General features: G+C 70.0%; 23 protein-coding genes, 1 pseudogene and 1 riboswitch. Of the genes and pseudogenes, 10 read left to right on the plus strand and 14 right to left on the minus strand.

Going from position 1 to position 24,387, the window contains the following annotated elements; translation table 11 throughout:
- The first annotated feature begins 1 nt into the window (after position 1).
- Positions 2-1,114, plus strand: coding sequence for a class I SAM-dependent methyltransferase (locus ACS5PM_RS30160; protein WP_439391720.1), 1,113 nt, complete (start codon positions 2-4; stop codon positions 1,112-1,114).
- On the opposite strand, the gene ACS5PM_RS30165 is transcribed toward ACS5PM_RS30160, so the two are convergent.
- From ACS5PM_RS30165 to ACS5PM_RS30190, 6 genes are all read right to left on the minus strand, one after another.
- Positions 1,115-2,344, minus strand: coding sequence for a multifunctional CCA addition/repair protein (locus ACS5PM_RS30165; protein ID WP_439391721.1), 1,230 nt, complete (start codon positions 2,342-2,344; stop codon positions 1,115-1,117).
- Complete coding sequence (locus ACS5PM_RS30170; protein WP_439391722.1) at positions 2,341-3,342, minus strand: complex I NDUFA9 subunit family protein; 1,002 nt, start codon at positions 3,340-3,342, stop codon at positions 2,341-2,343. Before ACS5PM_RS30170 ends, ACS5PM_RS30165 begins: the two co-directional genes overlap by 4 nt.
- 42 nt (positions 3,343-3,384) lie before the next feature.
- A complete protein-coding gene (locus tag ACS5PM_RS30175) occupies positions 3,385-5,439 on the minus strand; it encodes a lytic transglycosylase domain-containing protein (protein WP_439391724.1) in 2,055 nt (684 codons plus the stop codon).
- A gap of 62 nt (positions 5,440-5,501) precedes the next feature.
- Positions 5,502-6,182: a glutathione S-transferase family protein gene (locus tag ACS5PM_RS30180; RefSeq protein ID WP_439391726.1), complete on the minus strand. Its 681-nt coding sequence runs from the start codon at positions 6,180-6,182 to the stop codon at positions 5,502-5,504.
- A gap of 27 nt (positions 6,183-6,209) precedes the next feature.
- Entirely contained in the window at positions 6,210-6,890 is a 681-nt protein-coding gene (locus ACS5PM_RS30185) for a glutathione S-transferase family protein (RefSeq protein WP_439391728.1), read from the minus strand.
- A gap of 96 nt (positions 6,891-6,986) precedes the next feature.
- Positions 6,987-7,958, minus strand: coding sequence for a LysR family transcriptional regulator (locus ACS5PM_RS30190; RefSeq protein ID WP_439391729.1), 972 nt, complete (start codon positions 7,956-7,958; stop codon positions 6,987-6,989).
- Positions 7,959-8,064: 106 nt separating this feature from the next.
- On the opposite strand from ACS5PM_RS30190, the gene ACS5PM_RS30195 reads away from it, so the two are divergent.
- Positions 8,065-8,508, plus strand: a complete 444-nt coding sequence (locus tag ACS5PM_RS30195; protein ID WP_439391730.1) for a DUF2917 domain-containing protein — start codon at positions 8,065-8,067, stop codon at positions 8,506-8,508.
- Here the strand turns inward: ACS5PM_RS30195 and ACS5PM_RS30200 are convergent.
- Together ACS5PM_RS30200 and ACS5PM_RS30205 are read right to left on the minus strand one after the other, a co-directional pair.
- Positions 8,493-8,753: pseudogene (locus tag ACS5PM_RS30200) on the minus strand (TfoX/Sxy family protein); the annotation flags it as partial. The gene ACS5PM_RS30195 and the pseudogene ACS5PM_RS30200 overlap by 16 nt on opposite strands.
- A gap of 200 nt (positions 8,754-8,953) precedes the next feature.
- Positions 8,954-9,913 (minus strand): porin, encoded by a 960-nt coding sequence (locus ACS5PM_RS30205; RefSeq protein ID WP_439391731.1) that lies wholly within the window; start codon positions 9,911-9,913, stop codon positions 8,954-8,956.
- A 241-nt stretch (positions 9,914-10,154) separates the two neighbouring features.
- Here ACS5PM_RS30205 and ACS5PM_RS30210 point away from each other — a divergent pair, with 241 nt between their 5' ends.
- The 6 genes from ACS5PM_RS30210 to ACS5PM_RS30235 all read left to right on the plus strand — a co-directional run bounded on the left by ACS5PM_RS30210 (position 10,155) and on the right by ACS5PM_RS30235 (position 15,673).
- On the plus strand, positions 10,155-10,745 hold the full coding sequence (locus tag ACS5PM_RS30210; protein ID WP_439391851.1) for a 5-formyltetrahydrofolate cyclo-ligase: 591 nt from the start codon (positions 10,155-10,157) through the stop codon (positions 10,743-10,745).
- 117 nt (positions 10,746-10,862) lie between these two features.
- Positions 10,863-12,011: a galactonate dehydratase gene (gene dgoD / locus ACS5PM_RS30215; RefSeq protein WP_439391732.1), complete on the plus strand. Its 1,149-nt coding sequence runs from the start codon at positions 10,863-10,865 to the stop codon at positions 12,009-12,011.
- Entirely contained in the window at positions 12,011-12,949 is a 939-nt protein-coding gene (locus tag ACS5PM_RS30220) for a 2-dehydro-3-deoxygalactonokinase (protein WP_439391734.1), read from the plus strand. Before dgoD ends, ACS5PM_RS30220 begins: the two co-directional genes overlap by 1 nt.
- A gap of 15 nt (positions 12,950-12,964) precedes the next feature.
- On the plus strand, positions 12,965-13,633 hold the full coding sequence (locus tag ACS5PM_RS30225) for a 2-dehydro-3-deoxy-6-phosphogalactonate aldolase (protein ID WP_439391735.1): 669 nt from the start codon (positions 12,965-12,967) through the stop codon (positions 13,631-13,633).
- Between the two features lie 20 nt (positions 13,634-13,653).
- Positions 13,654-14,556, plus strand: coding sequence for an SMP-30/gluconolactonase/LRE family protein (locus ACS5PM_RS30230; protein ID WP_439391736.1), 903 nt, complete (start codon positions 13,654-13,656; stop codon positions 14,554-14,556).
- 160 nt (positions 14,557-14,716) lie between these two features.
- Positions 14,717-15,673 (plus strand): LysR substrate-binding domain-containing protein, encoded by a 957-nt coding sequence (locus ACS5PM_RS30235; RefSeq protein WP_439391737.1) that lies wholly within the window; start codon positions 14,717-14,719, stop codon positions 15,671-15,673.
- A 63-nt stretch (positions 15,674-15,736) separates the two neighbouring features.
- Here ACS5PM_RS30235 and ACS5PM_RS30240 read toward each other — a convergent pair whose 3' ends face one another.
- The 5 genes from ACS5PM_RS30240 to ACS5PM_RS30260 form a co-directional block, all read right to left on the minus strand.
- On the minus strand, positions 15,737-16,348 hold the full coding sequence (locus ACS5PM_RS30240; protein ID WP_439391738.1) for an OmpW/AlkL family protein: 612 nt from the start codon (positions 16,346-16,348) through the stop codon (positions 15,737-15,739).
- Between the two features lie 209 nt (positions 16,349-16,557).
- Positions 16,558-17,412: a methylenetetrahydrofolate reductase [NAD(P)H] gene (gene metF, locus ACS5PM_RS30245; RefSeq protein WP_439391739.1), complete on the minus strand. Its 855-nt coding sequence runs from the start codon at positions 17,410-17,412 to the stop codon at positions 16,558-16,560.
- A gap of 7 nt (positions 17,413-17,419) precedes the next feature.
- Positions 17,420-18,196, minus strand: coding sequence for a TlyA family RNA methyltransferase (locus ACS5PM_RS30250; RefSeq protein WP_439391740.1), 777 nt, complete (start codon positions 18,194-18,196; stop codon positions 17,420-17,422).
- A 110-nt stretch (positions 18,197-18,306) separates the two neighbouring features.
- Positions 18,307-19,740 (minus strand): adenosylhomocysteinase, encoded by a 1,434-nt coding sequence (gene ahcY / locus ACS5PM_RS30255; RefSeq protein ID WP_439391741.1) that lies wholly within the window; start codon positions 19,738-19,740, stop codon positions 18,307-18,309.
- An 89-nt stretch (positions 19,741-19,829) separates the two neighbouring features.
- Positions 19,830-19,905, minus strand: a riboswitch (S-adenosyl-L-homocysteine riboswitch).
- A gap of 11 nt (positions 19,906-19,916) precedes the next feature.
- Entirely contained in the window at positions 19,917-21,143 is a 1,227-nt protein-coding gene (locus ACS5PM_RS30260; protein ID WP_439391742.1) for an aminotransferase class V-fold PLP-dependent enzyme, read from the minus strand.
- A gap of 37 nt (positions 21,144-21,180) precedes the next feature.
- On the opposite strand from ACS5PM_RS30260, the gene ACS5PM_RS30265 reads away from it, so the two are divergent.
- Positions 21,181-21,996 carry an HAD-IIB family hydrolase gene (locus ACS5PM_RS30265; protein ID WP_439391743.1) on the plus strand — a complete coding sequence of 272 codons (816 nt, stop codon included), beginning with the start codon at positions 21,181-21,183 and terminating at the stop codon, positions 21,994-21,996.
- A gap of 4 nt (positions 21,997-22,000) precedes the next feature.
- Here the strand turns inward: ACS5PM_RS30265 and ACS5PM_RS30270 are convergent, their stop codons facing one another.
- Complete coding sequence (locus tag ACS5PM_RS30270; RefSeq protein ID WP_439391744.1) at positions 22,001-23,101, minus strand: DNA glycosylase AlkZ-like family protein; 1,101 nt, start codon at positions 23,099-23,101, stop codon at positions 22,001-22,003.
- A gap of 81 nt (positions 23,102-23,182) precedes the next feature.
- On the opposite strand from ACS5PM_RS30270, the gene purT reads away from it, so the two are divergent.
- Entirely contained in the window at positions 23,183-24,385 is a 1,203-nt protein-coding gene (purT, locus tag ACS5PM_RS30275) for a formate-dependent phosphoribosylglycinamide formyltransferase (protein WP_439391745.1), read from the plus strand.
- Positions 24,386-24,387 lie beyond the last annotated feature (2 nt).

Raw genomic sequence — 24,387 nt, forward strand, 5'->3', positions numbered from 1 at the left:
GATGCAGGAACGCAAACCAGGCAGTGTATCGGGCGACCCGATGATGGAGCGCCTGCGCTCGGCGGTGGACGAGTCCGGCGGCTGGCTGCCCTTCGACCGCTACATGGCCATTGCGCTGTACGAGCCGGGCCTGGGCTACTACGCCAGCACGCGCCCCAAGCTCGGCCGCATGCCCGCCGACGGCAGCGATTTCGTCACCGCGCCCGAGCTCTCGCCGCTGTTCGGCCGCGCCCTGGCGGCCCAGGTCGCACAGGTGCTGGAGGTCACCGACACCGAAGAGGTCTTCGAGTTCGGCGCCGGCACCGGCGCCCTGGCCGAATCGGTGCTGGACGGCCTGGCATCCATGGGCCATGCCTTCGTGCGCTACACCATCGTCGAGCTCTCGTCGGAACTGAAGGCGCGCCAGCAGGCCCGGCTCGCCCGCTTTGGCGACAGCATCCAGTGGGCCGAACGCTGGCCGGAGGCCATGCGGGGCGTGGTGCTCGGCAACGAGGTGCTCGACGCGATGCCGGTGCAGCTGCTGCGCTTCGACGGAGAGCGCTGGGCCGAGCGCGGGGTCGGGTGGCAGGACGGCCACCTCGTCTTCGCGGACCGCCCGAGCGAGCTGAGGCCGCCCCACGAGGGACCGTTCCTGCCCGGCACCGTGACCGAGATCCACGCCCAGGCGGAAGCCTTCGTCGCCACGCTGGCTGGGCAGCTGGCCGCCGGCGCCGCCTTCTTCATCGACTACGGTTTTCCCGAGGCCGAGTACTACCACCTGCAGCGCACCGGCGGCACGCTGATGTGCCACCGCGCGCACCAGTCGGACACGGATCCGCTGGAGGACCCGGGCCAGAAGGACATCACCGCGCACGTCAACTTCACCGGCATCGCCCTGGCCGCGCAGGACGCCGGCCTGGAAGTCATCGGCTACACGAGCCAGGCCCGCTTCCTCGTCAACTGCGGCATCGCGCCGCTGCTCGAGGCTGCCGACCTGCGCCAGCGCGCCCTGGCGCAGAAGCTCATCACCGAACACGAGATGGGCGAGCTGTTCAAGGTCATTGCGTTCGCCACGCCGGGCCTGGCGTTCGAGCCGATCGGCTTCGCTGAGGGCGACCGGCTGCACCGGCTCTGATCAGGCCGTGGCCAGCGCCTCGGCAACGGCTCGCGCGCGAGCCTGGTGAATGGCCTGCGCGATCTCGTCGCCCTGGGCGCCCCGGGCCAGCGCGGCCTGGGCGATCGGGGCCGTGGGCATGCCGGCGGCGGCCTCGAAGACCCGGGTCAGCAGCGCGCGGCTCGGGTAGTCGCGATCCTGCAGCCCGAGCCGGCCGCGTGCGTCGATCTCGCACGCGAGCAAGGCCTGTGCAAAGCGCTCGGGGCGGCGGAAGGCATCGCAGCGTTCGACCAGGCGAAGCAGCGCGGCCGGGCCGCATTCCGTCGCGCGGTGGATGTTGGTGTGCTCCCTGGCCACCAGGGCCGCCAGTTCGGTGCACTCGGTCGGGGCCTTGAGCCGCGCCGCGACGTCCCGCGCGAGCTGCTCGCTGCGCCCCTCATGGCCGATGTGGCGAGGCCACTGCTCGGGCGGCGTGGTGCCTTTGCCGAGGTCGTGGCAAAGGCAGGCGAAGCGCACCGGCAGCGCAGCCTCCATCGACGCGGCCTGGTCCATCACCAGTTCGAGGTGATGTCCGGTGTCGACTTCCGGATGGTGCTGCTCGGGCTGGGGCACGCCGTAGAGCCGATCGACCTCCGGCAGCAGCCGGGCCAGCGCCCCGCCTTCGCGCAGCACCTGCAGCATGCGGCTGGGGCGCGGCTCCATCAGGCCGATGGCGATCTCCTGCCACACCCGTTCGGGCACCAGGGCGTCCACCTCGCCGGCCTCGACCATCTGCCGCACCAGGGCCATGGTCTCGGGCGCGATCGTGAAGTCGTGGAAGCGGGCGGCAAACCGCGCCAGGCGCAGGATGCGAACGGGGTCTTCGGCGAAGGCTTCGCTGACGTGGCGTAGCACCCTGGCCTCCAGGTCGCGCTGGCCGCCGTAGGGATCGATCAGCGCCCCGTGCTCGTCCTTGGCGATGGCGTTGATGGTCAGGTCGCGGCGGCGCAGGTCGTCTTCCAGCGTGACACCCGGATCCGCGTGCACCACGAAGCCGCGGTAGCCCGGCGCGGTCTTGCGCTCGGTGCGGGCCAGCGCGTGCTCCTCGTGCGTCTGGGGGTGGAGGAAGACCGGGAAATCCTTGCCGACCGGCAGGTAGCCTGCGGCCGTCATCGCTTCGGGTGTCGAACCGACGACGACCCAATCCTGGTCGTTCACGGGCCGGCCCAGCAAGGCGTCGCGCACCGCGCCTCCGACGATGTATCGCCTCATCGGCTTCGCGACCGCAACTCGGCCATGTGCGTTGCGGGGCTGTGTTGATGGAGGATCCCCGGCGCGACAGCGGCCAGCGGGGTGGGCCGGATGGCGAGGGCCTCGAGTCCTTCAGCTCCTTCGTGCGCGATGTTGGGCACCTGAAGGGACGCCAGGTTGTCACGCGTGAGCAGCGGCTCGCCGGGCAGCCACTCCATCAGCCAGGCCTGCAACCGGGCCATCGCCGGCGACAGGGGCAGCACTGGGCGCGGGTGTCCGCTGAATTCGCCGGCCAGGCGAACGAGCTCGGCCAGGGTCATCTCCTGCGGGCCGGCGCATTCGTACGTCCGTCCGATGGTTTCGGGGTGCGCCAGGCTTCGCCTCACCGCCTCGGCGACATCGTCCACCCACACCGGCTGCAGGCGCGCATCCGCAGCGGCCAGCGGGATCACCGGCGCCGTGCGTTGCAGCGAGGCGAAGAGGTTGAGCAGGTGGTCGTCGGCGCCGAACATCAATGAAGGCCTGAGGATGGTGAAGTCCAGGCCCGATTCGCGGATGACCGCTTCGCCCGCGGCCTTGCTGCGCAGGTAGCGGGACGGCGCATCAGGCGAGGCGCCCAGCGCGCTGACGTGCACCACCCGCCGCACCCCTGCCCGGCGGCAGGCGGCCACCAGGCGGCGGGGCAGCTCGGCATGCGCCTGCTCGAACTCGCGCTCGCTGCCGTGCAGGATGCCCACCAGGTTCACGACGGCGCTCGCGCCTTCGATGAGCCGGCTCAGCACGCTGTCTTCGTGCAGGTCGGCCTCGACGACGTCGATTCGCGGCAGCGCGCCCAGCGACGCCAGGCCCCGAGCCATGTGCCGCGTCGGGACCAGGATCCACGGTCCGTCATCGTGGCCCGGGCGGCACAGGATCTCGCCCAGCGCGCGGCCCAGGAAGCCGCTGCCGCCCAGGATCAGCCAGTAGCCCGGCGGCGGCGCGACGCCGGCCGCGAAGCGGATTTCTGCAGGTTCTGCCATGACGGAGTTCCTCTGCCCTTCGCAGCGAGGGCACCAAGCACTTCAGGGCAAATCCGGGTCCGGCAGCGGGGCACTGGCCGCGCGCGGCCCGATCGGCGCGCCCAACCGGGCCTTCAGCGAGGCGGGCTTGCCACTGATGAGGCTCGCGTAGACGGTGGCATTGGTCAAGACTTTCTTGACGTAGTCGCGCGTCTCGTTGAAGGGGATGTTCTCGGCCCAGATCGCAGGCTCCATCGCCGGCCCCTCGCGCCAGCGGCGCGGGCGGTTGGGGCCGGCGTTGTAGGCGGCCGCGGCCATGGGTTGCGAGCCGTCGAGGTTGTCGAGCACGAGCTTGAGGTAGGCGGTGCCGAGCCTGAGGTTGGTGTCGCGGTCGGTGAGCATGGCCGGCTTGAAATCCACGCCGATCTTCTTCGCCGTCCACTTCGCCGTGGCCGGCATGATCTGCATGAGGCCCGACGCGCCGACGCTCGATCGCGCATCCATCACGAAGCGCGATTCCTGGCGGATCAGGCCGTAGACGTAGGCTGGGTCGAGGTCGATGTCCCTGGCCTTGGCGATCACGTCGGCGCGCATGGGCTGCGGATAGCGCTGCTCGATGTCGATCTCGGCCTTGGTGCGCTCGCTGGTGTTGATGCAGCGGTCCCAGATCTCGCGCTCGCAGGCCAGCTGCGCGGCGGCCAGCAGCTCGCGGTCGCTCATGCCGATGAGGGTGAAGTTCCACTCGCGCACGCCCTCGTTGCGCAGCCCGGCGCCGATCATGCCCAGCGCGCGTTGCAGACCGGGCAGGGCTCGCGCCGCCGACCGCTCGGTGTCGCTGGGCGCGGTGCCGCGGGCCGGCAGCGGCTGGATCTGGCCGAGGTCCTCGGCGGCCAGCAGGCCGTAGAAGTGCAGCTGGCCCGCCAGGCCGGCGAGCATCTGCTGCGCTTCGGCGCGCGTGGCATCTCCCGCCTCGCCGGGCTTGGCCAGGGCCTGGAGCGCGCGGGCCCGCCAGTACTGCCATGTCGGGTCGTTGCGCTCGGTCGCGCTCATCGCATCCATCGCGCGCTGGGCCAGGCGCCAGCGATCGGGCTGGCCAGCGGCCTGGCGCAAGGCGGCGCGGGCGAGCCAGCCGAGCGTCTCGTCGCTCCAGTCGGGCGCGGCGCGGTCCTTCTTCGCCAGGGTGTCCCAGGCATTGCGGCTGTAGGTCACGGCTTCCGGCTTGAGAGCCAGCGCGGCCTGCTTCGCCAGCTGGGCCCAGGCCCAGGCGCCGTGCTCGGCGCCCAGCGCGCCCGCCCATCGATCGTCCAGCAGGCGGGCGGTGGTTTCGGTGTCGTTGGCCGCCATGCGAGCCAGTGCGAGCGAGGCCAGCTCGATGCGCAGGTGGCCGATGTTGCTGGCCCGGGTCGCGAGGTATCTCGCGGGGTTGTCGAACAGCTCGTTGACCGCTTTGGCGACCGAGTCGCCCAACAGGCCCGCGGTCTGGCGGGCAAGCTGCACGCGGTTCATCTCGGTGGCGTATCGCAGCTTGCGCAGCACCTCGTCGGTTGCGATCAGCTTGGCGTCGAACATCGTCTGGCCCAGGAGCTGGCAGCCCTCGTCGGGCTCGCGCTGGGCCATCCAGGCCTTCAGGCCGGTCTCGCGGATGTCCTTGTTCGCCAGGAAGTCGGCAACCAGCCCGTAGCAGCTGACCTGGCGGTCATCGTTCATCCTGAAGCGGGGCAAGTCCCGCGAGAAGGCCTCCCAGTCGCGCCGGTGGCCCACCTCGAGCAGCCAGTCGTTGCGCAAGCGATCCTCGACGTAGCTGCCGGGCCAGCGTTGGTAGAAGGCCTCGACCTCCTCGCTGCGGACTTCGCCCAGGCGGTTCGTCAGCTCCCAATAGTCGACCCAGGGTGCGAGCGGATGCCGGGCGTCCTGCACCTGCGCGCGCAGGTTGGCCAGGCGCACCTTGTCCTTCTTGGCGAAGGCGTCGCGGGCGGCGCGGATGGGGTCGTCACGGTCCTGGGCGGACGCGGGAGAGGGCAGGGCGAGGGCGCAGCACAACAGGGCCGCGCCGGTCAGTGCGCCCGCCATGGCTGGGGCCCGGCGCAACGCGGCGCGCACAGTGGAAATCCAGGGCATCCGGGCAATGTACCGCAGCCCTCCCGCATCCCTGCGTGAAGGGCTGGGCACGACTGGCGCCATCAACGCGTGCTGCGGTACGGCTCGTTGAAAGACAGGAAATCCTTCTCCTTCAGCGCGTCGGTCACCCACGCTTGCACGCCCGCACTTGCCCACACGCGCTGGGCCCACGCGGAGGCCACGGTGGGCAGCGACAAGCCATAGGTCCGCGTGCGGGCGACGACCGGCGCGAAGTAGGCATCGGCCCAGCTGAACTCGCCGAAGAGGAAGGGCCCGCCGGAGCTCGCGAGGGCGTCGGACCATGCAGCTGCCAGGCGATCCAGGTCGGCCTGCACCCCAGGCTGTTCGGACAGCGCTCGCCGGCCCACCTCGGGCAGAGAGGCCTCGATGTTCATCGGGCAGGCCTGGCGCAGGGCGCCAAAGCCTCCGTGCATCTCGGCGCACAGGCTACGCGCGCGGGCACGCGCCCGAGTGCCGCGAGGCCAGAGGGCGTGCTGCGGAAACTTCTCGGCCAGGTACTCGCCGATGGCGAGCGTGTCCCAGACGGCAAAGCCATCGTCGACCAGCACCGGCACCGTGCCGGCGGGCGAGACTTCCGCGAGGCGCTGCTTGAACTTCGAGCCGGGCTCGAAGCCGTCGATGCGAATCAACACCTCCTCGAACGGGATGTCGAAGTGCCGCAGTGCGACCCAGGGGCGCATGGACCAGGAGGAGTAGTTCTTGTTGCCGATGTAGAGCTGCATGGATGACATGGTTTCGCAGAGGGCTGGTCAGCGTGCAGTACGGTACGGTTCGTCGAAAGCGACGAACTGCTTTTCTTCCAGCGCATCGGCCACCCAGGCCTGCACGGCGGTCGTCGTCCAGACCCGCTCGGCCCATGCAGAGGCCGCCGGCGGCAAGGGCAACACGAACGTCCTGATGCGGCTGACCACGGGCGCGAAATAGGCATCGGCCAGGCTGAACTCGCCGAACAGGAAGGGGCCGCCCGACTCGGCCAGGGCGTCGGTCCAGGCCTGGACCAGACGTGCCAGGTCGGCCCGCATGGCTGCGTCCTCGGCCAGCACCCGCTGGCCGATGTCGGGCATGGAGGCCTCGATGTTCATCGGGCACGCGTTGCGCAGGGCGCGGAAGCCGCCGTGCATTTCCGCGCACAGGCTGCGTGCGCGGGCCCTGCGCTTGCTGTCACGCGGCCACAAGGCGTGCTCGGGGAACTTTTCGGCCACGTACTCGGCAATGGCCAGGGTGTCCCAGACAGCGAACCCGTCGTCGACAAGAACCGGCACCGTCCCGGCCGGCGAGACCTGAGCCAGCCGGGTCTTGAAGGGCGACGTGGCCTCCATGTCGTCGAAGCGCACCATCACCTCTTCGAAGGGAATGCCGAACTGGCGCAGCGCGACCCAGGGCCGCATGGACCAGGAGGAATAGTTCTTGTTGCCGATGTAGAGCTGCATGGCGGAGTGTCAGGAGCGTTGGATGGCCCGCCATGCTAGGCGGGATCGGCCCGCGGATGGATGCGATGTGCTGATGGCGGCCATGCGGACCGCGCATCAGGCTTTCTCTTCGCCGATGGCTCGCCGCGTCTCGGCCGCATGCCGGCGCACGTAGTCGATCAAGGCGGCGAGTTCGGGGCGCGGCGCGCGGCTGCCTGTTGTGTCCAGCGTCACCAGCCAATAGGCGAAGGGCGACGCCAGCCGCAGTTTCGTGCCGAAAGGTTCGACCAGCTCGCCGCGTGCCAGTGCGTCGTGGACCATCGGCAGCCAGGCCAAGCCCACGCCCTGGCCGGCCAGGACCGCCTGGATCTGCTGGTGGTTGAAGTTGACGCTGTACCAGCGCCGCGGCTCCAGGTGCGTCAGCCCCTGGGCGGCCAGCCAGGCCGGCCAGGCCAGGGCCTGGGCGCTGGGCGTGTGGTCCTCCACCTCGACCAGCGTGTGCAGGGCCAGGTCGGCCGGCTGCTTCAGTGGCGGCGCGTCGCCGCGGGCGATGGCATCCGCCATGCGGGCCCCGACGACCGGCGTGAGCAACTCGCCGAACATCCGCTCCGCGCCGGGCGGCGCGTGCTCGGGCCGGCAATGGCGCAGCAGCAGGTCGAGGTCCGGATCCTCCACGTCCGCCAGGCGATCGGTGGCCGACAGCCGGATGTCTATGCCCGGATGCTCGCGCTCGAAGTCCGACAGCCGCGGCATCAGCCAGAGCGTGGCGAAGGACGGAAAGGTCGACAGGCTGATCTGCGCCCGCCCCTGGGCGATGCGGATCTGCCGCACGGTGGCGTCCAGCCGACCCAGCATGGGCTCCACGGCCCGTAACAGACTCACGCCGGCGCCCGTCAGTTCGACCCGGCGCGTGCCGCGGTTGAACAAGGGGGTGCCGAGGTCCTCTTCGAGGGCCTTGATCTGTCGGCTGATGGCCGGCTGCGTCAGGTGCAGATCCTCGGCCGCGGCGCTGAAGGACAGCCTTCGCGCGACGGCCTCGAAGCTGCGCAGATAGTCCAGCGACAAAGGCCTGGAACTTGGTTTATTCATAACGAAATGAGATCAATCCAGGTCTTCGAAAGCATTGGTGCAAACCCGGTGAGCCGCGCATGATGCAGCGCATCGGGAAACGTTCCCGGACGACAGGAGATTGATGATGAGCACGCATTCCTTCGCTGCCTTGTCCCTGCCCCAGCTGGGGGCCCCCAGCAGCCTCGCCCTGCCGGGCGTGCGCCGCTGGGTCGCGGCCGAAGCCGGCTGGATCGCCGTGCAAGCGGGCCGCGCCTGGCTGACGCGCGATGGTGACTTCGACGACCATGTCCTGGCCACCGGCGAGAGCCTTTGGCTCGAACGTGGCGATGCGGTCACAGTCGAGGCGTGGCGGCAGGGCGAGCCGGCCTGGCTGGCCTGGCGGCCGCAGCCCTCTCAGCCCTTGGCGCTGGTCTTCGCAGGCCGTTTGGCCCGGGCCGTCGCGCGCGGCGCCCGTGGCCTGGCCGGCCGCTTGCTGGTCCTGGCCCGCAGTGCCGAAGCCAGCGCCCGCCGCGCCCAGGGCAGCATCTGCGCCGGCGATTCCATCGCCTCCGCCGGCGCGCTCCAGTAACTCATCGCCACGTGCTGGCCGTCGGCCGCCCGGTATTCGAACGGGCGACATCCGGCGGCCTCGAACGCAGGGCGGCTGTCGCCGTCCGTCTTCAGGTACAGGTCTTCACCCACGATGATGGCGATGAAGACCTCGTCCACATAAAGCCCCCATCCGCCGAACATGCGCTTGACGCGCACAGCGCCGAGCGGCGCGAGCAGTTCGCTGCTCCAGGCAACGATCTCGGGGGCGGGTGAGGCGGCCATTCGCGCCGCAGTGTAGGCAAGTCAAGCCGGCGAGGCTCGAGTCGCTCCCCGACGGATCCCGGAGACAAAAAAAGGGCCTCCCTTTCGGGCGGCCCCAATATCTCGCGTGGCATGCCTCACGCCGCGTCCCCACGCGGCAGCACGACGGAGATCTCTGACAAGCGCGGCGGGAATCGTCGCCGCTGCCGCCCGATCGGCGATCAGAAGTTGTGCTTGATGCCGAAGTCGTAACCGGTCTTCTTGTAGTTGTCCGGAATGTCGTCTCGGCCTTCGTGCACCACGTCAGCGTAGACGGTGGTGCGCTTGGACAGGGCGTAGTGGTAGCCGATGGCGACCTGGCGGTCCAGGATCACGTCGGTGTCCTTGTTCTTGAGCTGGCCGAAGCTGGCGCGCAGCTGGCCCTGGCCGATCGGCGCGGTGGCCGAGACCAGCCAGGACTGGCGCTTGTCGTCGCTGCCGTCGTGACCGGTGCCGAAGAAGGCGCCGACCTTCACCATGCCGAAGTCGTAGCTGCCGTTGATGCTGGCCCAGTAGTCTTCCTCGGCGGCCGGGTTCTCGTAGCCGACGCCGATCACGATCGGGCCGTTCGCGTACGAGCCGCCCAGGCTGTAGGGCTTCTTGGTGCCGGTTCCGGTGGCCGGGGTGTTGCCTTCGGCTTCAGCGACCTGCGCGGCGGCGGTGAAGCCGGCGATGGCGAAGCGATAGTTCACCGTGTTGCTGTAGCGGGTCGTGCCGATGCGGCCGTTCACGATGCTGCCGTTGGAGGCGACCGTGTCGGTGCCCCAGGGGTCGGCCACGCTCTGGCTGTAGGTGTAAGCCGGGTTTTCGTCACGGCCGAGCCACACGCGGCCGAAGGTGCCCTCCAGGCCGACCAGCGAGCGGCCTTCCCAGAAGCGGGTGGTGGACTGCGTGCCGTCGTCGGCGTTGAAGCGATGCTCGAGCTGGAAGAAGGCCTTCAAGCCGTCGCCCAGGTCTTCGTTGCCTCGAAAGCCCAGTCGGCTGCCGGAGCCGTTGCGGACTTCCTTGTTGTCGACTGCGTCGGCTTGCTGCGCCAGCGAAAGGTCGACGCGGCCATAGACAGTGACGGAGGATTGGGCGAGGGCGTTTCCGCCGAGGGCCGCGAGCGCCAGCGCGATCGGGGCCAGGGTACGGGTGTGCACGGACATGGTTCCTAGGTTGCGGATCGGTTTCTGGAGCCGCGACTCTAGGTAGTTACCCGGGCGCCACCAACGCGTGGCCCGCAAACGCTCCATTGCCAAATCAGCAATAACGCGTCATCTGCAGGTCGTGATCCTTGCCAAGTCCTTGATGATCAAGGCGAGTCGGCGGGGCAGGAATGGCGCAGCACCGGGGCTTCGAGAGCGGCACAATCGGATGAACGTCTCGTCCGCGCCACAGACCATGAGCCTGCCCTTCAAGCTGAACCTCGAACCCTCGCGCGACAAGGCCGTGCTGCGCAAGCAGTTGCAGGCCGAGCGCATGGCCCTGCTGGACCGCCACCAGCGCGCCGCGCATCTGCAGGAGGTGCTGCAGGTGTGGCTGATCAGCCGCAAGGAGCAGACGATAGGGGCCTACTGGCCGATCAAGGGCGAGTTCGACGCGCTGCCGGCGCTGTACCGCTGGAGCGACGGCCACGAGGACAGGCGCATCGGCCTGCCCGTGATGGACCGAGAGACCAAGCAGCTGCGCTTCCACGTCTGGTATCCGGGCTGCCCGATGGAGGAGGACGCCTACGGCATCCCCAAGCCCAAGGACACCGAGGAGTTCCATCCCGAGCTGCTGCTCGTGCCTTGCGTCGGATTCGGGCCGGCCGGGGTGCGCCTGGGCTACGGGGGCGGCTTCTATGACCGCACTCTGGCGGCGCTGCAACCACGTCCGGCCACGGCCGGCCTCGCTTATGCGCACGGCTACGTGCCCTGGCTCGAGCCCGAGCCGCATGACATGCCGCTGGATGCGCTGCTGACCGAGGACGGCGTCGTCTGGGAGCGCTGAGGCCGGCGTGGGCGGCCTTGGCTGCCTCACGGTCGCGAGGAGCTATATCGATATCACATACCAATGCCGTGAAACGGCATTTCCGCGGCAGGCGGCGCCGGTCTACCCTCGCGCCCCATGAAGATCACCAAGCTCACCACCTACCGCGTCCCGCCGCGCTGGATGTTCCTCAAGATCGAGACCGACGAGGGCATCGTCGGCTGGGGCGAGCCGGTCGTCGAGGGCCGGGCGAAGACGGTGGAGGCGGCCGTGCACGAGCTGGCCGACTACCTGGTCGGCCAGGACCCGCGCCGCATCAACGACCTCTGGCAGGTGATGTACCGCGGCGGCTTCTACCGCGGCGGGCCGATCCTGATGAGCGCCATCGCCGGCATCGACCAGGCGCTGTGGGACATCTTCGGCCAATCGATGGGCGTGCCGGTCTACCAGCTGCTGGGCGGACGGGTACGCGACCGCATGAAGACCTACTGCTGGGTCGGCGGCGACCGGCCGGCCGAGGTGGTCGAAGGCATCCGCCGCGCCCGCGAGCTGGGCTTCGACACCTTCAAGATGAACGGCACCGAGGAGTTCGACATGGTGGCAAGCCACGCCGCTGTCGATGCCGCGATCGAGAAGTTCGCGCAGATCCGCGCGGCCTTCGGCAACACGGTGGACTTCGGCATCGACTTTCACGGCCGCGTCGCGCTGCCGATGGCCAAGGTGCTGCTGCGCGAGCTGGAGCCGCTGCGGCCGCTGTTCGTCGAGGAGCCGGTGCTGGCCGAGCAGGCCGAGGCTTATCCGCGGTTGGCCGAAGCCACCTCGATCCCGCTGGCGGCCGGCGAGCGCATGTTCTCTCGCTTCGACTTCAAGCGCCTTTTCGCGACCGGCGGCATCGCCATCCTGCAGCCCGACCTCTCGCACGCCGGCGGCATCACCGAGTGCGTGAAGATCGCGGCGATGGCCGAGGCGCATGACGTGGCGCTGGCGCCGCACTGCCCGCTGGGGCCGGTTGCGCTCGCGGCCTGCCTGCAGGTCGACCTGGTCTCGCACAACGCGGTGTTCCAGGAGCAGAGCATGGGCATCCACTACAACAGCGATGCCGAGCTGCTGGACTACGTGAAGAACCGCGAGGACTTCGCGGTGAAGGACGGCTACGTCGCGGCCAGCGAGCGGCCGGGCCTGGGCGTGGTGATCGACGAAGAGGCGGTCATCGAAGCGAGCCAACGCGCCAAGGACTGGCGCAACCCCGTCTGGCGCCATGCCGACGGCAGCGTCGCGGAGTGGTGATGGCCGACGCGAGGCTGCTGGCCGTCGACTGGGGCAGCACCCGGCTGCGCGCCTACCTGCTGGGCGCCGATGGGGCAGTGCTTGACACGCGGGCGAGCGAGGCGGGCGCATCGACCCTCGGCGCGGGCGCCGGAGGATTCGAAGCGGCACTGCAAGCCGTGGCCAACGACTGGCTGCGCGAGCACCCCGGCTTGCCCTCCGTGGCCTGCGGCATGGTTGGCAGTGCCCATGGCTGGCGCGAGGCGCCGTATGCCGAGTGCCCAATCGAGCTGGCCGGGCTGCACGCGCACGCGGTGAGCGTTCCCTGGGCCGGCGGCGAGTTGAAGATCCTGCCGGGCCTGAGCTGCCGCGAAGCGGACGGCACGCCCGACGTGATGCGGGGGGAAGAGACGCAGATCGCCGGCGTGCTGGCGCAGCGCCCGCAGGATGCGGCCGATGCGATGCTGGTCCTGCCCGGCACCCATTCCAAGTGGGCGCGATTGCAAGGCGGCCGGGTGATGAGCTTCGCCACCCGCATGACCGGCGAGTTGTACGCCGTGCTCCGCCAGCACTCGGTGCTCGGCCGGCTGATGACCACGCCATCGCGTGACACCTCCGACCACACGGCCTTTGACAAAGGCGTGGCCGCCGCGCAGCGCAACGGCGGACGCGACCTCGCACACCAACTGTTCGCCACCCGCACGCTGGGCCTGTTCGGCCTGTGCCAGGCCGACGATCTGGGCGACTTCCTGTCGGGTCTGCTCATAGGCCACGAACTGGTGGCCGGCCTCGCACAGGCCGACCCACGCCGGCCGCTGGTCCTCGTCGGCGAGCCCGCGCTTTGCGAGCGCTATCGCCGCGCCCTGCAGCAGCTCGGCCGCGAGGACGTGAGCCACATCGATCACACGGCGCCAGCCGGCCTGTGGCAGCAGGCGCTGTCGGCCGGCTGGGTGCACTGAACCGGAACCCTCTTCATGTCCAACCTGCCTGACCGCGACCCCGGCCCTGTGCCGTCCCCTCGCCTCGAAGCCGCGATGGCCAGGCTGCCGCTGGTGGCCATCCTGCGCGGGCTCACGCCGCAAGAGGCGCCGGCCATCGGCCAAGCGCTGGTCGATGCCGGCTTCAGCCTCATCGAGGTTCCGCTGAATTCCCCGCGGCCTTTCGAATCGATCGCAGCCTTGCGCGCGGCGCTGCCGGCCGAGGTGCTGCTGGGCGCCGGCACGGTGATGACCATCGAAGAGATCGCGGCGTTGCAGGCCGCCGGCGGCGAGCTCGTCGTGATGCCGCATGCCGACACGGCGTTGATCCGCGCCGCGAAGGCTCAAGGGCTGCTGTGCATTCCCGGTGTGGCCACGCCTACCGAGGCCTTTGCCGCGCGCGCGGCCGGTGCCGATGCGCTCAAGCTCTTCCCGGCCGAGGCCTTGCCGCCGCCGGTGCTCAAGGCCTGGCGCGCGGTGTTGCCGCCGGCCTTGCGCGTGCTGCCCGTGGGCGGCGTGACGCCCGAGAGCCTGGCTGCCTGGCGCGCTGCCGGGGCCGGTGGCGCGGGCCTGGGATCGGCCTTGTATTCGCCTGGCCGCAGTGCGGCTGAAGTGGCGGTCCGTGCACGTGCTTTCGCGCAGGCCTGGCACGGCCAGGCCGGATGACTCATCGCGAACGTCTGTCCATGTCGATCATCGAATCCAACGAAGCCGTCGCCAGCCTGGCGCTGCAGGCGCGGTGCACGCTCGGCGAGGGCGTGCTGTGGGATACGGCACGCCGGCGCTGGCTGTGGACGGACATCGAGGCATCCTGCCTGTGGCGCTGGGCCGGCCCGGGGCACGCGCCCACTCGCTGTGCGCTGCCGGACAGGCTGGGCTCCTTCGCCCTGTGCCGTTCCGGCCGGCTGCTGCTCGGCCTGGCCAAGGGCCTGGCGTGGGGGCGGGAGCAGGGCGAGCGGATGGAGATCTCGCCCCTGGTGCCGGTGGAAGCCGCCGAGCCGCGCACCCGCATCAACGATGGCCGCACCGACCGCCAGGGCAACTTCGTCTTCGGCACCTTCAACCAGTCGCCGGAGCGGCGGCCGATCTGCGGCTTCTACCAGTTCTCGCGACGCCATGCCCTGCGCCGCCTGGCTCTGCCGGCCGTGGCGATCGCCAACAGCATCTGCTTCAGCCCCGACGGGCGCACGATGTATTTCACCGACACCGCGCAGGGCCGCATCCTGCAATGCGACTACGACGCCGATGCGGCGAAGGTCGCGAACGTGCGCGAGTTCGCGCGGGTCACCGGGGGCGGTCCGGACGGCTCCATCGTCGACGCCGAAGGCTGCCTGTGGAACGCGCAGTGGGGCGCGGGCCGCGTCGTTCGATACGCCCCGGACGGCGAATGGCTGATGTCGGTCGGCCTGGCCGCGCCGCACGCCAGCTGCCCGGCCTTCGGCGGCGAAGGGCTGCACGACCTGATGATCACCAGCGCCCGCGCCGAGATGGACACGGCCGCACTCGCCCGCTCGCCGGAATCCGGCAGCTTGTTCCACTTGCACTTGCCCGGCGTCACCGGCCTGGCGGACGCCTTGTTCGAAGACTGATCGACGCAGCGGCCGGCCGCAGGAGCTTGCCTATACTGACTCGTTCCTGGCCAGTGCCGTGGGACGTTTCATCCATGCGGCCGACATCCTCATCGACGACAGGCGTTCGCCGCCGTACCACGAGTGAACTCCAGCGGATGAGGCGTCCGCGCCGGGCCCCATGACCGATCCGCGATCCGACCGCTTCATCCGCTCGCGCCTGAAGACGCGTCACCTGGTGTTGCTCAAGGAGCTCGGCCAGCACCAGTCCATCCTTCGCGCGGCCGAGGCGGCGAACCTGACCCAGCCGGCGGCGTCCAAGCTGCTGTCGGAGCTGGAACAGACGCTGGGCGTCACGCTCTTCGAGCGGCTGCCTCGCGGCGTGGCACCCACCTGGTACGGCGAGGTCATGATCCGCCGCGCGAGCGCTGCGCTGGCCGAGATGAGCCTGGCGCACCAGGAGGTGATGGAGCTGCTGTCCGGCATGACCGGGCGAGTCGCGATAGGCACGGTGCTCACGCCGGCGACGTCGCTGCTGCCGCAGGCCGTGCAGCGGCTCAAGGCGCGGCACGAGCGCCTGCATGTGGCGATCGAGGTCGACGCCAGCAAGCCGCTGGTCGAGCGGCTGCGGGCCGGATCGCTCGACATTGTCATCGGCCGCATCCTCGATCCTTCGGTGGCCGATGAGCTGGTCTTCGAGCCGCTGGCCGAAGAGCCGCACCGTCTCGTCGTGCGCGCCGGGCATCCGCTGTGCGCCTGCGAAGGGATGGGCGTGCAAGAGCTGGTGGACCAGGGCTGGATCCTGCCGCCGGCGGGGAGCATCCTGCGGGATCGCCTCACGGCGATGTTCGTCTCCCACGGTCTCGACATGCCGGCGCGCACGGTCGAGACGGCGGCCCTGCCGGTCACGCTCGCCTTGCTGGCCGGTGGCGACATGGTGGCCGCGTTGCCGCAGGAGGTGGTGCGTGCCCAATTGGCGGCAGGGGTGCTCGACGTGCTGCCCTTCGACCCCCGCCTCACCCTGGACGCCTACGGGCTCGTGACCCGCCGCCAGCACGCGCTGTCGCCTGGGGCGCTGGCCCTGCTGGAGGTCCTGCGGGAAGTGGCCGCCACACGACCGCTCAACCCGCTTTCCTGAGGCGCCGGCGCGAAGAATGTCCCGTCGGCCCGGCTCGCGCCGATCCGGGGCCGGCCAGCGAGGTCAGAACCGCTTGCCGACGCCGATGCTGGCCAGCCAGGGGTTGATCTTGAAGTCACCGGCCTTGACGCCGAAGGACGACACCTCGGTGCCGATCTGCACCTTCTTCACGTCCACGTTGATCAGCCAGCCGCCGCCGATGGGCACGTCGGCGCCGATCTGCGCTGCCAGGCCGAAGCTGTCCTTCTTCAGTGAGGGCTGCAACTGGGCCTCGACGGCGGGATCCCAGCTCACGTCCGAGATGTGCGTGTAGTTCACCCCCAGGCCCACGTAGGGCCGCCAGCCGCCCAGGCCGATGAAGTGGTACTGCGCGGTGAGCGTGGGCGGCAGGTGCTTGAAGCTGCCGATCTTCGCGCCGCCGGACCTCACGTCCTGCTTCTGCGGGTAGGTGAGGATCAGCTCCAGTGCGAAGCTGGGGTTCAGGAAGTAGCTGATGTCGACTTCGGGAATGACCTTGTCGTTGATCGACAGGTCCAGGCCGGTCGAGTCGTCGTTCTGCGAAGTCAGGCTGACGGCGCGGGCGCGGACGATCCAGTCGCCCGTGTCCTGGGCCTGCGAGGCCAGCGGGACGAGCGTGGCGGCGGCCACGGAGAGCGCGATGAGAGGGCGCTTCATGATGGGAACACTCCTTCTGGGTTGCAATGGACATGGCGCTTGGGCCATGTCGCCATTGCATCGAAAGAGCGCCTTGCGGCCCTTGCCGTCCCGCAAGCGGATCCGGCATAACCCGCAACAGCCGCGGTGCCTTGATCTGGCTTAAGAAGGGCTGTCGCCGCGCGATGCGGCGGCGCCACAGCGCGGCAGGCGATACCCGAGCACGGTGCTCAGAGACCCAGCCGGCGGCAGACCTCGAGCGTGAGCGCGCTCTGGTTCAGCGTGTAGAAGTGCAGGCCCGGGGCGCCGCCGGCGATCAGCCGCTCGCACAGCCGCGTCACCACGTCCAGCCCGAAGGCACGGATGGACGCGGTGTCGTCGAGGAAGCCCTCCATCTTCAGCGCCGCCCAGCGCGGGATCTCTATGCCGTCGCGCGCGGCGAACTGGGCGATGCGCGCGTAGTTGTGGATGGGCATGATGCCCGGCACGATGGGCACGGTGACGCCCATCGCCCGCACCTCGTCGACGAAGTGGAAGTAGGCGTCCGGGTTGAAGAAGAACTGGGTGATCGCCGAGGTCGCGCCGGCCTGGACCTTGTCGACGAAGAACTGCAGGTCGCGGCGGGCATAACGCTGCTGCGGGTGGTACTCGGGGTAGGCCGCGACCTCGATGTGCCAGTCGGCGCCCTGCGTCTCGCGGATGAAGGCCACCAGTTCGGAGGCGAAGCGGAACTCGCCGGCGGTGGCCGTGCCGCTCGGCAGGTCGCCGCGCAGCGCGACGATCCGCCGGATGCCCTGGGCGCGGTAGGTGGCGAGGATCTCGGCGATGCCTTCGCGCGTGGAGCCGACGCAGCTCAGGTGAGGCGCGGCCTCATGGCCGAGGGCCGCGATGTCGCGCACGGTGGCCAGGGTCTTTTCGCGCGTCGAGCCGCCGGCGCCATAGGTGACGCTGAAGAACTCCGGCTTCACGGCGGCGAGATCCTGCACCACGGTCTTCAGCTTCTCGCTGCCGACGGGGGTGTTGGGCGGGAAGAACTCGAAGCTGATCGGCACGCGCTTCGGTTCGGGGCGGGAAGTGTCGGTCATGGTCGGATCAGGTCGGGGTCACTGGGGAGGAGGCCAGTCGCGCCTCGATGAAGAACTCGCGGTTGCCGTCGCCGCCGGTGGTGGGGCTGTCGCGCCAGGCCACCACCTCGAGCCCGATGCGGCCGCAGGCCTTGCGCAGGCGGGCCTCGACGTGGCCGTAGGCGGAGGCGTCCTTCACGAGGCCCTTCTTGCCGATGTCGACCGGCTGCAGCTCGAACTGGGGCTTGACCAGCAAGAGCAGCGTGCCGGTCGGTGCCAGCAGGAGGGTCAGCGCGGGCAGCACCAGGGTCAGGGAGATGAAGGACAGGTCGCCCGTGATGAAGTCGAAGCCGGCCGCCGGCATGGCGGCGCCGATCTGCTCACGGGTCAGCGAGCGCGCGTTGACGCCTTCCAGCGCGGTGACGCGCGGGTCGGCCGCCAATCGCGGGTGCAACTGGCCGTGGCCGACATCGACGCCCACCACGTGCGCCGCGCCGGCGGCCAGCAGCACGTCGGTGAAGCCGCCGGTGCTCTGGCCCACGTCGAGCGCCACGGCGCCGGTCAAGGGCAGCCCGCTTTCGCGCAGAACGCCCTCGAGCTTCAGGCCGCCGCGCGATGCCCAGCGCAGCTCGGCATCGTCGGTCAGCTCGATCTCGCAGCCTTCGGGCAGGTCTTCGCCGGCCTTCTTTGGCACCAGCCAGCCTTGCGGCCCGAGCCAGCGCACGGCGCCCCGATCGATCAGCCGCTGGGCGGCCGACCGGCTGGGGGCGAGGCCCTGTGCAACTAGGAGTTGGTCAGCGCGCATCCGCGTCTCGGTGCTCCCGCGCTACCAAGCGGCTGCCGCGGATCCGGCTTTGCCGGGCCGCTGGCTGCGCCCCTCGAGGGGGAGCGCCGCAGGCGCTACGGGGTGGGTCGTCAATACCTGTAGGTGTCCGGCTTGTAGGGGCCGTTCTTGGACACGCCGATGTAGGCCGCCTGCTCGTCGGTGAGCACGCTGAGCTTGGCGTTGAGCTTCTTCAGCTGCAGCCGCGCGACCTTCTCGTCCAGGTGCTTCGGCAGCACGTAGACCTGGCCGACCCGGTAGGCCTCGGGCTTGGTGAAGAGCTCGATCTGCGCGATCGTCTGGTTGGCGAACGAGCTGGACATCACGTAGCTCGGGTGGCCGGTGCCGCAGCCCAGGTTCACCAGGCGGCCCTTGGCCAGCATGATGATGCGCTTGCCGTCCGGGAAGATGATGTGGTCGACCTGCGGCTTGATCTCTTCCCACTGGTACTTCTCGAGCGAGGCGATGTCGATCTCGTTGTCGAAGTGGCCGATGTTGCAGACGATGGCCTGGTCCTTCATCTTCGCCATGTGGTCGTGGGTGATCACGTGCTTGTTGCCGGTGGCGGTGACGAAGATGTCGCCCTGCGAGCAGGCGTCGTCCATGGTGACGACGCGGTAGCCCTCCATCGCGGCCTGCAGGGCGTTGATGGGGTCGATCTCGGTGACCCACACCTGGGCCGACAGGGCACGCAGCGCCTGCGCCGAGCCCTTGCCCACGTCGCCGTAGCCGGCCACGACGGCGATCTTGCCGGCGACCATCACGTCGGTCGCGCGCTTGATGCCGTCGACCAGGCTCTCGCGGCAGCCGTAGAGGTTGTCGAACTTGCTCTTGGTGACGGAGTCGTTGACGTTGATGGCGCGGAACAGCAGCGTGCCCTTGGCGCTCATCTCGTTCAGGCGGTGCACGCCGGTGGTGGTCTCTTCGGTCACGCCGATGATCTGGGCGCTCTTGCGGGTGTACCAGGTGGGGTCGATGGCCAGCTTGCCCTTGATGGCGGCATACAGCTCGCGCTCTTCCTCGCTGCCCGGGTTGGCCAGGACGCTGGCGTCTTTCTCGGCGCGCTGGCCCAGGTGCATCAGCAGCGTCGCGTCGCCGCCGTCGTCCAGGATCATGTTGGGGCCTTCACCCTCGGAGCCGGCGTTGCCGAACTCGAAGATGCGATGGGTGTAGTCCCAGTAGTCCTTGAGCGACTCGCCCTTGTAGGCGAAGACGGGGGTGCCGCGGGCGACGAGCGCCGCGGCGGCGTGGTCCTGCGTCGAGAAGATGTTGCACGAGGCCCAGCGGACCTGCGCGCCCAGCGCCTGCAGCGTCTCGACCAGCACGGCGGTCTGGATCGTCATGTGCAGGCTGCCGGTGATGCGAGCGCCCTTCAGGGGCTGGCTGGCGGCGAATTCCTCGCGGATTGCCATCAGGCCGGGCATCTCGGTCTCGGCGATGTTGATTTCCTTGCGGCCCCAATCGGCCAGGCCGATGTCGGTGATGGCGTGGTCCGCGGCGGCGGGCTTGAGAACGGCTGCGTTCATGGCAATGACTCCGGTCGGTCGAAATGGGAGCGACCCGCAAGGGCGACGAGACGATGGAGCCTGGTAGGCACGCATCACCACGCAGTTCATGCGGGTGAGCGCCGTTGCAAATGTGGAGTTCCGAGCCTGGGGCCGGTAGGCGGCCTTGCAACGCTCCTCGGAACGAGGGACGGATTCTAACCGCCGCGAAGGCGCGAGTCGATGACGGATGCCACGCGCTCGATGTCCTCGTCGTCGTTGTAGGCCTGGGCCGAGATGCGCCACCAGAGCGCCTCGTCGATGGCCAGGATCTGCGCCTCGATCGAGTGCTCGAACAGCAGCCAGTCCTTCAGTGCTGTCGCCGCAGCGGCGCCATGGCCCAGCGCCGGCGGCAGCGGCACGCTGACCATGCTGCCGACCATCCGGCGCGGTGTGAGCCAGGGCAGGTTCCAGCGTTCGCACAGGCGCTCCGCTGAACGCCAGGCCAGCCCGTGGTTGTGAGCCCACAGGGCCTCACGGCCGCCCAAGGCCTCGTCGATGAAGGCCAGGCCCGCTGGCGCGCACAGGTAGGGCGTGGGGTCGCTGGTGCCGACCCAGTCGAACTCGGCATGCCAGCCCAGGCCCGAGCCCCAGGAGGTGACGGTGGGATGCAGATCATCGCGTCGGGCCGGCGCAGCCCAGAGCACGGCACAGCTGCGCGGTGCGAAGGCCCACTTGTGCAGGTTGGCCGCATAGAAATCGACGCCCAGCGACGGGATGTCGACCGGGACGGCGCCGGGTGCATGGGCGCCATCGGCCAGCACCGCCACGCCGCGTGCGCGGCAGACGGCAGCCATCTCGGCAAGCGGCATGAGCAGGGCGGTCTCGGGGCTCACGTGGTCCAGCACGGCCAGGCGGGTGCGCGGCGTGAGCGCGGCCTCGACGGCGGCCACCAGGGCGGCGGCATCGGCGCCCGGAAAGGGCAGCGCTGTCGTGCACACGGTCGCTCCGGCGCGAGCCGCATGGTGTGCCGCGGCGCGCGCCACGCCGCCGTAAGTCCGGTTCGTCACCAGCACCTCGTCGCCTGCGGCGAGGCGGAAGGACGACAGCACGGCATTGGCGCCGGTGGTGGCATTGGCCACGAAGACCAGGTCGTCCCCGGTCACGCCGAGCCAGGGTGCGACGGCGGCGGCCGCGGCCCGCAGGCGCTGGCGCGGCCGCCCATCCGGCCCCGCACCACCCGGCTGGCCCTGCACGCCAATCGGCGTGATCTCCCGCAACAGCATGCGGGCCGGGTGACGCTCGATCTCGTCGCGCAGCGCAGCCTGCGCGGCCAGCACTGCGAGCGGGGTGGCGCCGACCGTGCCGTGGTTGAGATAGGTGGCGGCCGGGTCCAGGCTCCACAAGGGCAGCAGGCTGCGACCGAAGCGTGGCGGGGTGTGCATGGCGGGCGATTTCAGCACGCATGGGACACTGCCCGCCATGCCCGATCCGACCGCGACGCCCTTGCCGGGCGCCACGCCCTGGTCGCAGGTCCCGCGCGCGCGGCTCGTCCGTATCGCCGGCCTGCTGACCGACATCGACGACACCTTGACGCGCGACGGCGCGATCGAGCCGGAGGCGCTCTCGGCGCTGCGGTCGCTGGCGGATGCCGGCGTGCCGGTCATCGCCATCACCGGCCGCCCGGCGGGCTGGAGCGAGCCCTTCGCGCTGGCCTGGCCGGTGGCGGCGATCGTGGCCGAGAACGGTGGCGTGATGCTGCGCCGTGATGCTCAAGGCCGGCTGCGGCACGATTTCGCTCAGGTGCCGGACGAGCGGGAGCGCAACCTCGCCCGGCTGCGAGACGGCGCCGCCGCCGTGCTACGCGAGGTGCCCGGCGCCACGTTGGCCCGCGACAGCGCCGGCCGCCTGACCGACATCGCTATCGACCACAGCGAGTTCGAGCACCTGCCGCCGGCCCGGATCGACGAGGTCGTCTCGGTCATGCAGGCCCACGGCTTGAACGCGACCGTCAGCTCCATTCACGTCAACGGCTGGATCGGCGAGCACAGCAAGTGGACGGCCGCCGCGTGGGCCGTCGAGGAAGTCGTCGGCCGCTCTTTCGAGCCGGGGGACTGGCTCTACGTCGGCGATTCGACCAACGACCAGCTGATGTTCGAGCGAGTGCCGCTGTCCGTCGGCGTGGCCAACATCGCGCGCTTCTGGAGCGAGCTCATCGTCAAGCCGGCCTACGTGACAGCCGGCGAGCGCGGGCGAGGCTTTGCCGAGGTCGCTGCTGCGCTGCTCGCGGCGCGTTGAACGCTCAGCCTTCCAGCCCGAGGAAGTCCGACAGCCGTTGACGCTCCTCTTCCAGCGCGCGGCGGAAAAGTGGGTCGCGCGGCGCGCGGCCGCTGACGTATCCGCTGTCGATCGCGAGCCGCTCGTTCTTCACCGAGGCGTTGGCCCAGCCGATGACCTCGTCGCGCCACATCAGTGGCAGCGCGTAGTAGCCCAGCTGCCGCTTCGGCGCCGGCGTGTAGGCCTCGAAGCGGTAGGCCCAGCCCCAGAAAAGCTCGAAGCGCCGCCGGTCCCACACGACCGGGTCGAAGGGCGCGAACAGGTGCACCCGCTCGGGCACCTGGTGGCGGCGCGACGACGGGTTCTCGCCGGCGGGCCAGTACCAGTCGATGCCATCCAGCTTCGTCCGGGCCAGGCGCTGCTTGGCGCGCGCCAGGGCCGCGGCGCGCTCGCCGCGCCACTGCGGCGCGCCGCCACCCATCAGGCTGGCCAGGTAACCGAGGCTGGCTCCTGGCAAGGGCGCGTACTTGGCCACCACCAGGTCCAGCAGGGCGTCGACCCGGGCGCTGACCTCCGCCGGGTCGCTCACCGCCTCGTGCGGCTCGCGCGCCGCATAGACCCGAACGCCACCGTCGCGGCGCGCCACGCGAAGGAGGCCGCGGTAGTGCATGCCATCCAGCAGCTCGGTGCTTGCGCGCGAAGAGCCGCCGAACCAGTTGCGCGTGCGGCCATGGGCGAAGTGATCGTCGACCTCTTTGGGATGCACCTCGCCGCGCTCTCGCACGAAGGCGAGCACCTCGTGCGCCTGCTTCCAGCGCGCGTCCGTCCAGGCGTGGCGCGGCGTGCGCGGGTGCATGAGTGCCAGGTGGCGCGCGGGCAGGAAGCCGTAGTTGACGAAGTGGTCCTCGTCGATGGGCAGGCGCGGATAGCGGCGTTCCAGGTCGCCGGCGGTGTAGTCCGTCACGCGGTGGCGCAGCGTCAGGTCCTGGGCGCGGGCGGGGGCGCGGATCGGGTCGGCCTGCACGAAGCCGAGCTTCTCGATGGCGCGCGGCAGGGTCGTCGGCGTGAAGAGGCTGCGGGCGATGGCGTAGCGGCGCAGGTCGTCGAGAGTCGAGGCGCGAGGCATGGCCGATGATGCCTCCGGTCGGGGGCGGCCGTGGCCGGCGGCGACAATGCCGGATTCCATTGCCGAAGATCAGGCCGACCGATGAAACCACTGGGAACACCGTTGTCGCCCGCCGCCCTGCGCGTGATGCTGTTGGGTGCGGGCGAGCTGGGCAAGGAGGTGCTGATCGCGTTGCAGCGCCTGGGCGTCGAGACCATTGCCGTCGACCGCTACGAGAACGCCCCGGGGCAGCAGGTGGCGCACCACGCGCACACCATCGCGATGAGCGACCCGGCGGCGCTGCGTGCCCTGATCGAGGCCGAGCGGCCCGACCTGGTGGTTCCCGAGATCGAGGCCATTGCGACCCCGGTGCTTCAGGAGCTCGAGGCCGCCGGCACGGTGCGGGTCATCCCGACGGCACGGGCCGCGCGCCTGACGATGGATCGCGAGGGCATCCGCCGCCTGGCCGCCGAAACGCTCGGCCTGCCGACCAGCCCGTACCGCTTCTGCGATTCGCTGGCCGAACTGCAGGCGGCCATCGATGGCGGGATCGGGTATCCCTGCATCGTCAAGCCGGTGATGAGCAGCTCCGGCAAGGGCCAGAGCAAGATCGACGGCCCGGCGGACGTGGCCAAGGCCTGGGACCACGCCATGGCCGGTGGCCGGGTCAGCCACGGCCGGGTGATCGTCGAGGGCTTCATCGATTTCGACTACGAGATCACGCTGCTCACCGTGCGGGCGAAGGCCGCGGGCGGCGAGGTGCAGACGCAGTTCTGCGAGCCCATCGGCCACGTGCAGGTCAGCGGCGACTATGTCGAAAGCTGGCAGCCGCAGCCGATGTCATCCGTGGCGTTGCAGCGGGCTCGCGAGATCGCGGGCGCCGTCACCGGCGACCTGGGCGGCCAGGGTCTTTTCGGGGTCGAGCTCTTCGTCAAGGGCGACGAAGTCTGGTTCAGCGAGGTGAGCCCGCGCCCGCACGACACCGGCATGGTGACCATGATCACCCAGTGGCAGAACGAGTTCGAACTGCACGCCCGGGCCATCCTCGGCCTGCCGGTCGACACGACGCTGAAGAGCCCCGGCGCCAGCGCCGTGATCTACGGCGGCGTCGAGGCGCAGGCGGTGGTGTTCGACGGCGTGGCCGAGGCCCTGGCGGTGCCGAACTCGGAGCTGCGCCTGTTCGGCAAGCCCGAGAGCTTCGTCAAGCGCCGCATGGGTGTGGCGCTGGTGCACGACGCCGACGTGGACACGGCGCGCATCCAGGCCAAGAAGGCCGCCTCGCTCGTGCGCCCGCGCAAGGCCTGAGC

Source organism: Ideonella flava, assembly GCF_051857595.1.
In the GTDB taxonomy this organism is placed as follows: domain Bacteria; phylum Pseudomonadota; class Gammaproteobacteria; order Burkholderiales; family Burkholderiaceae_C; genus Ideonella.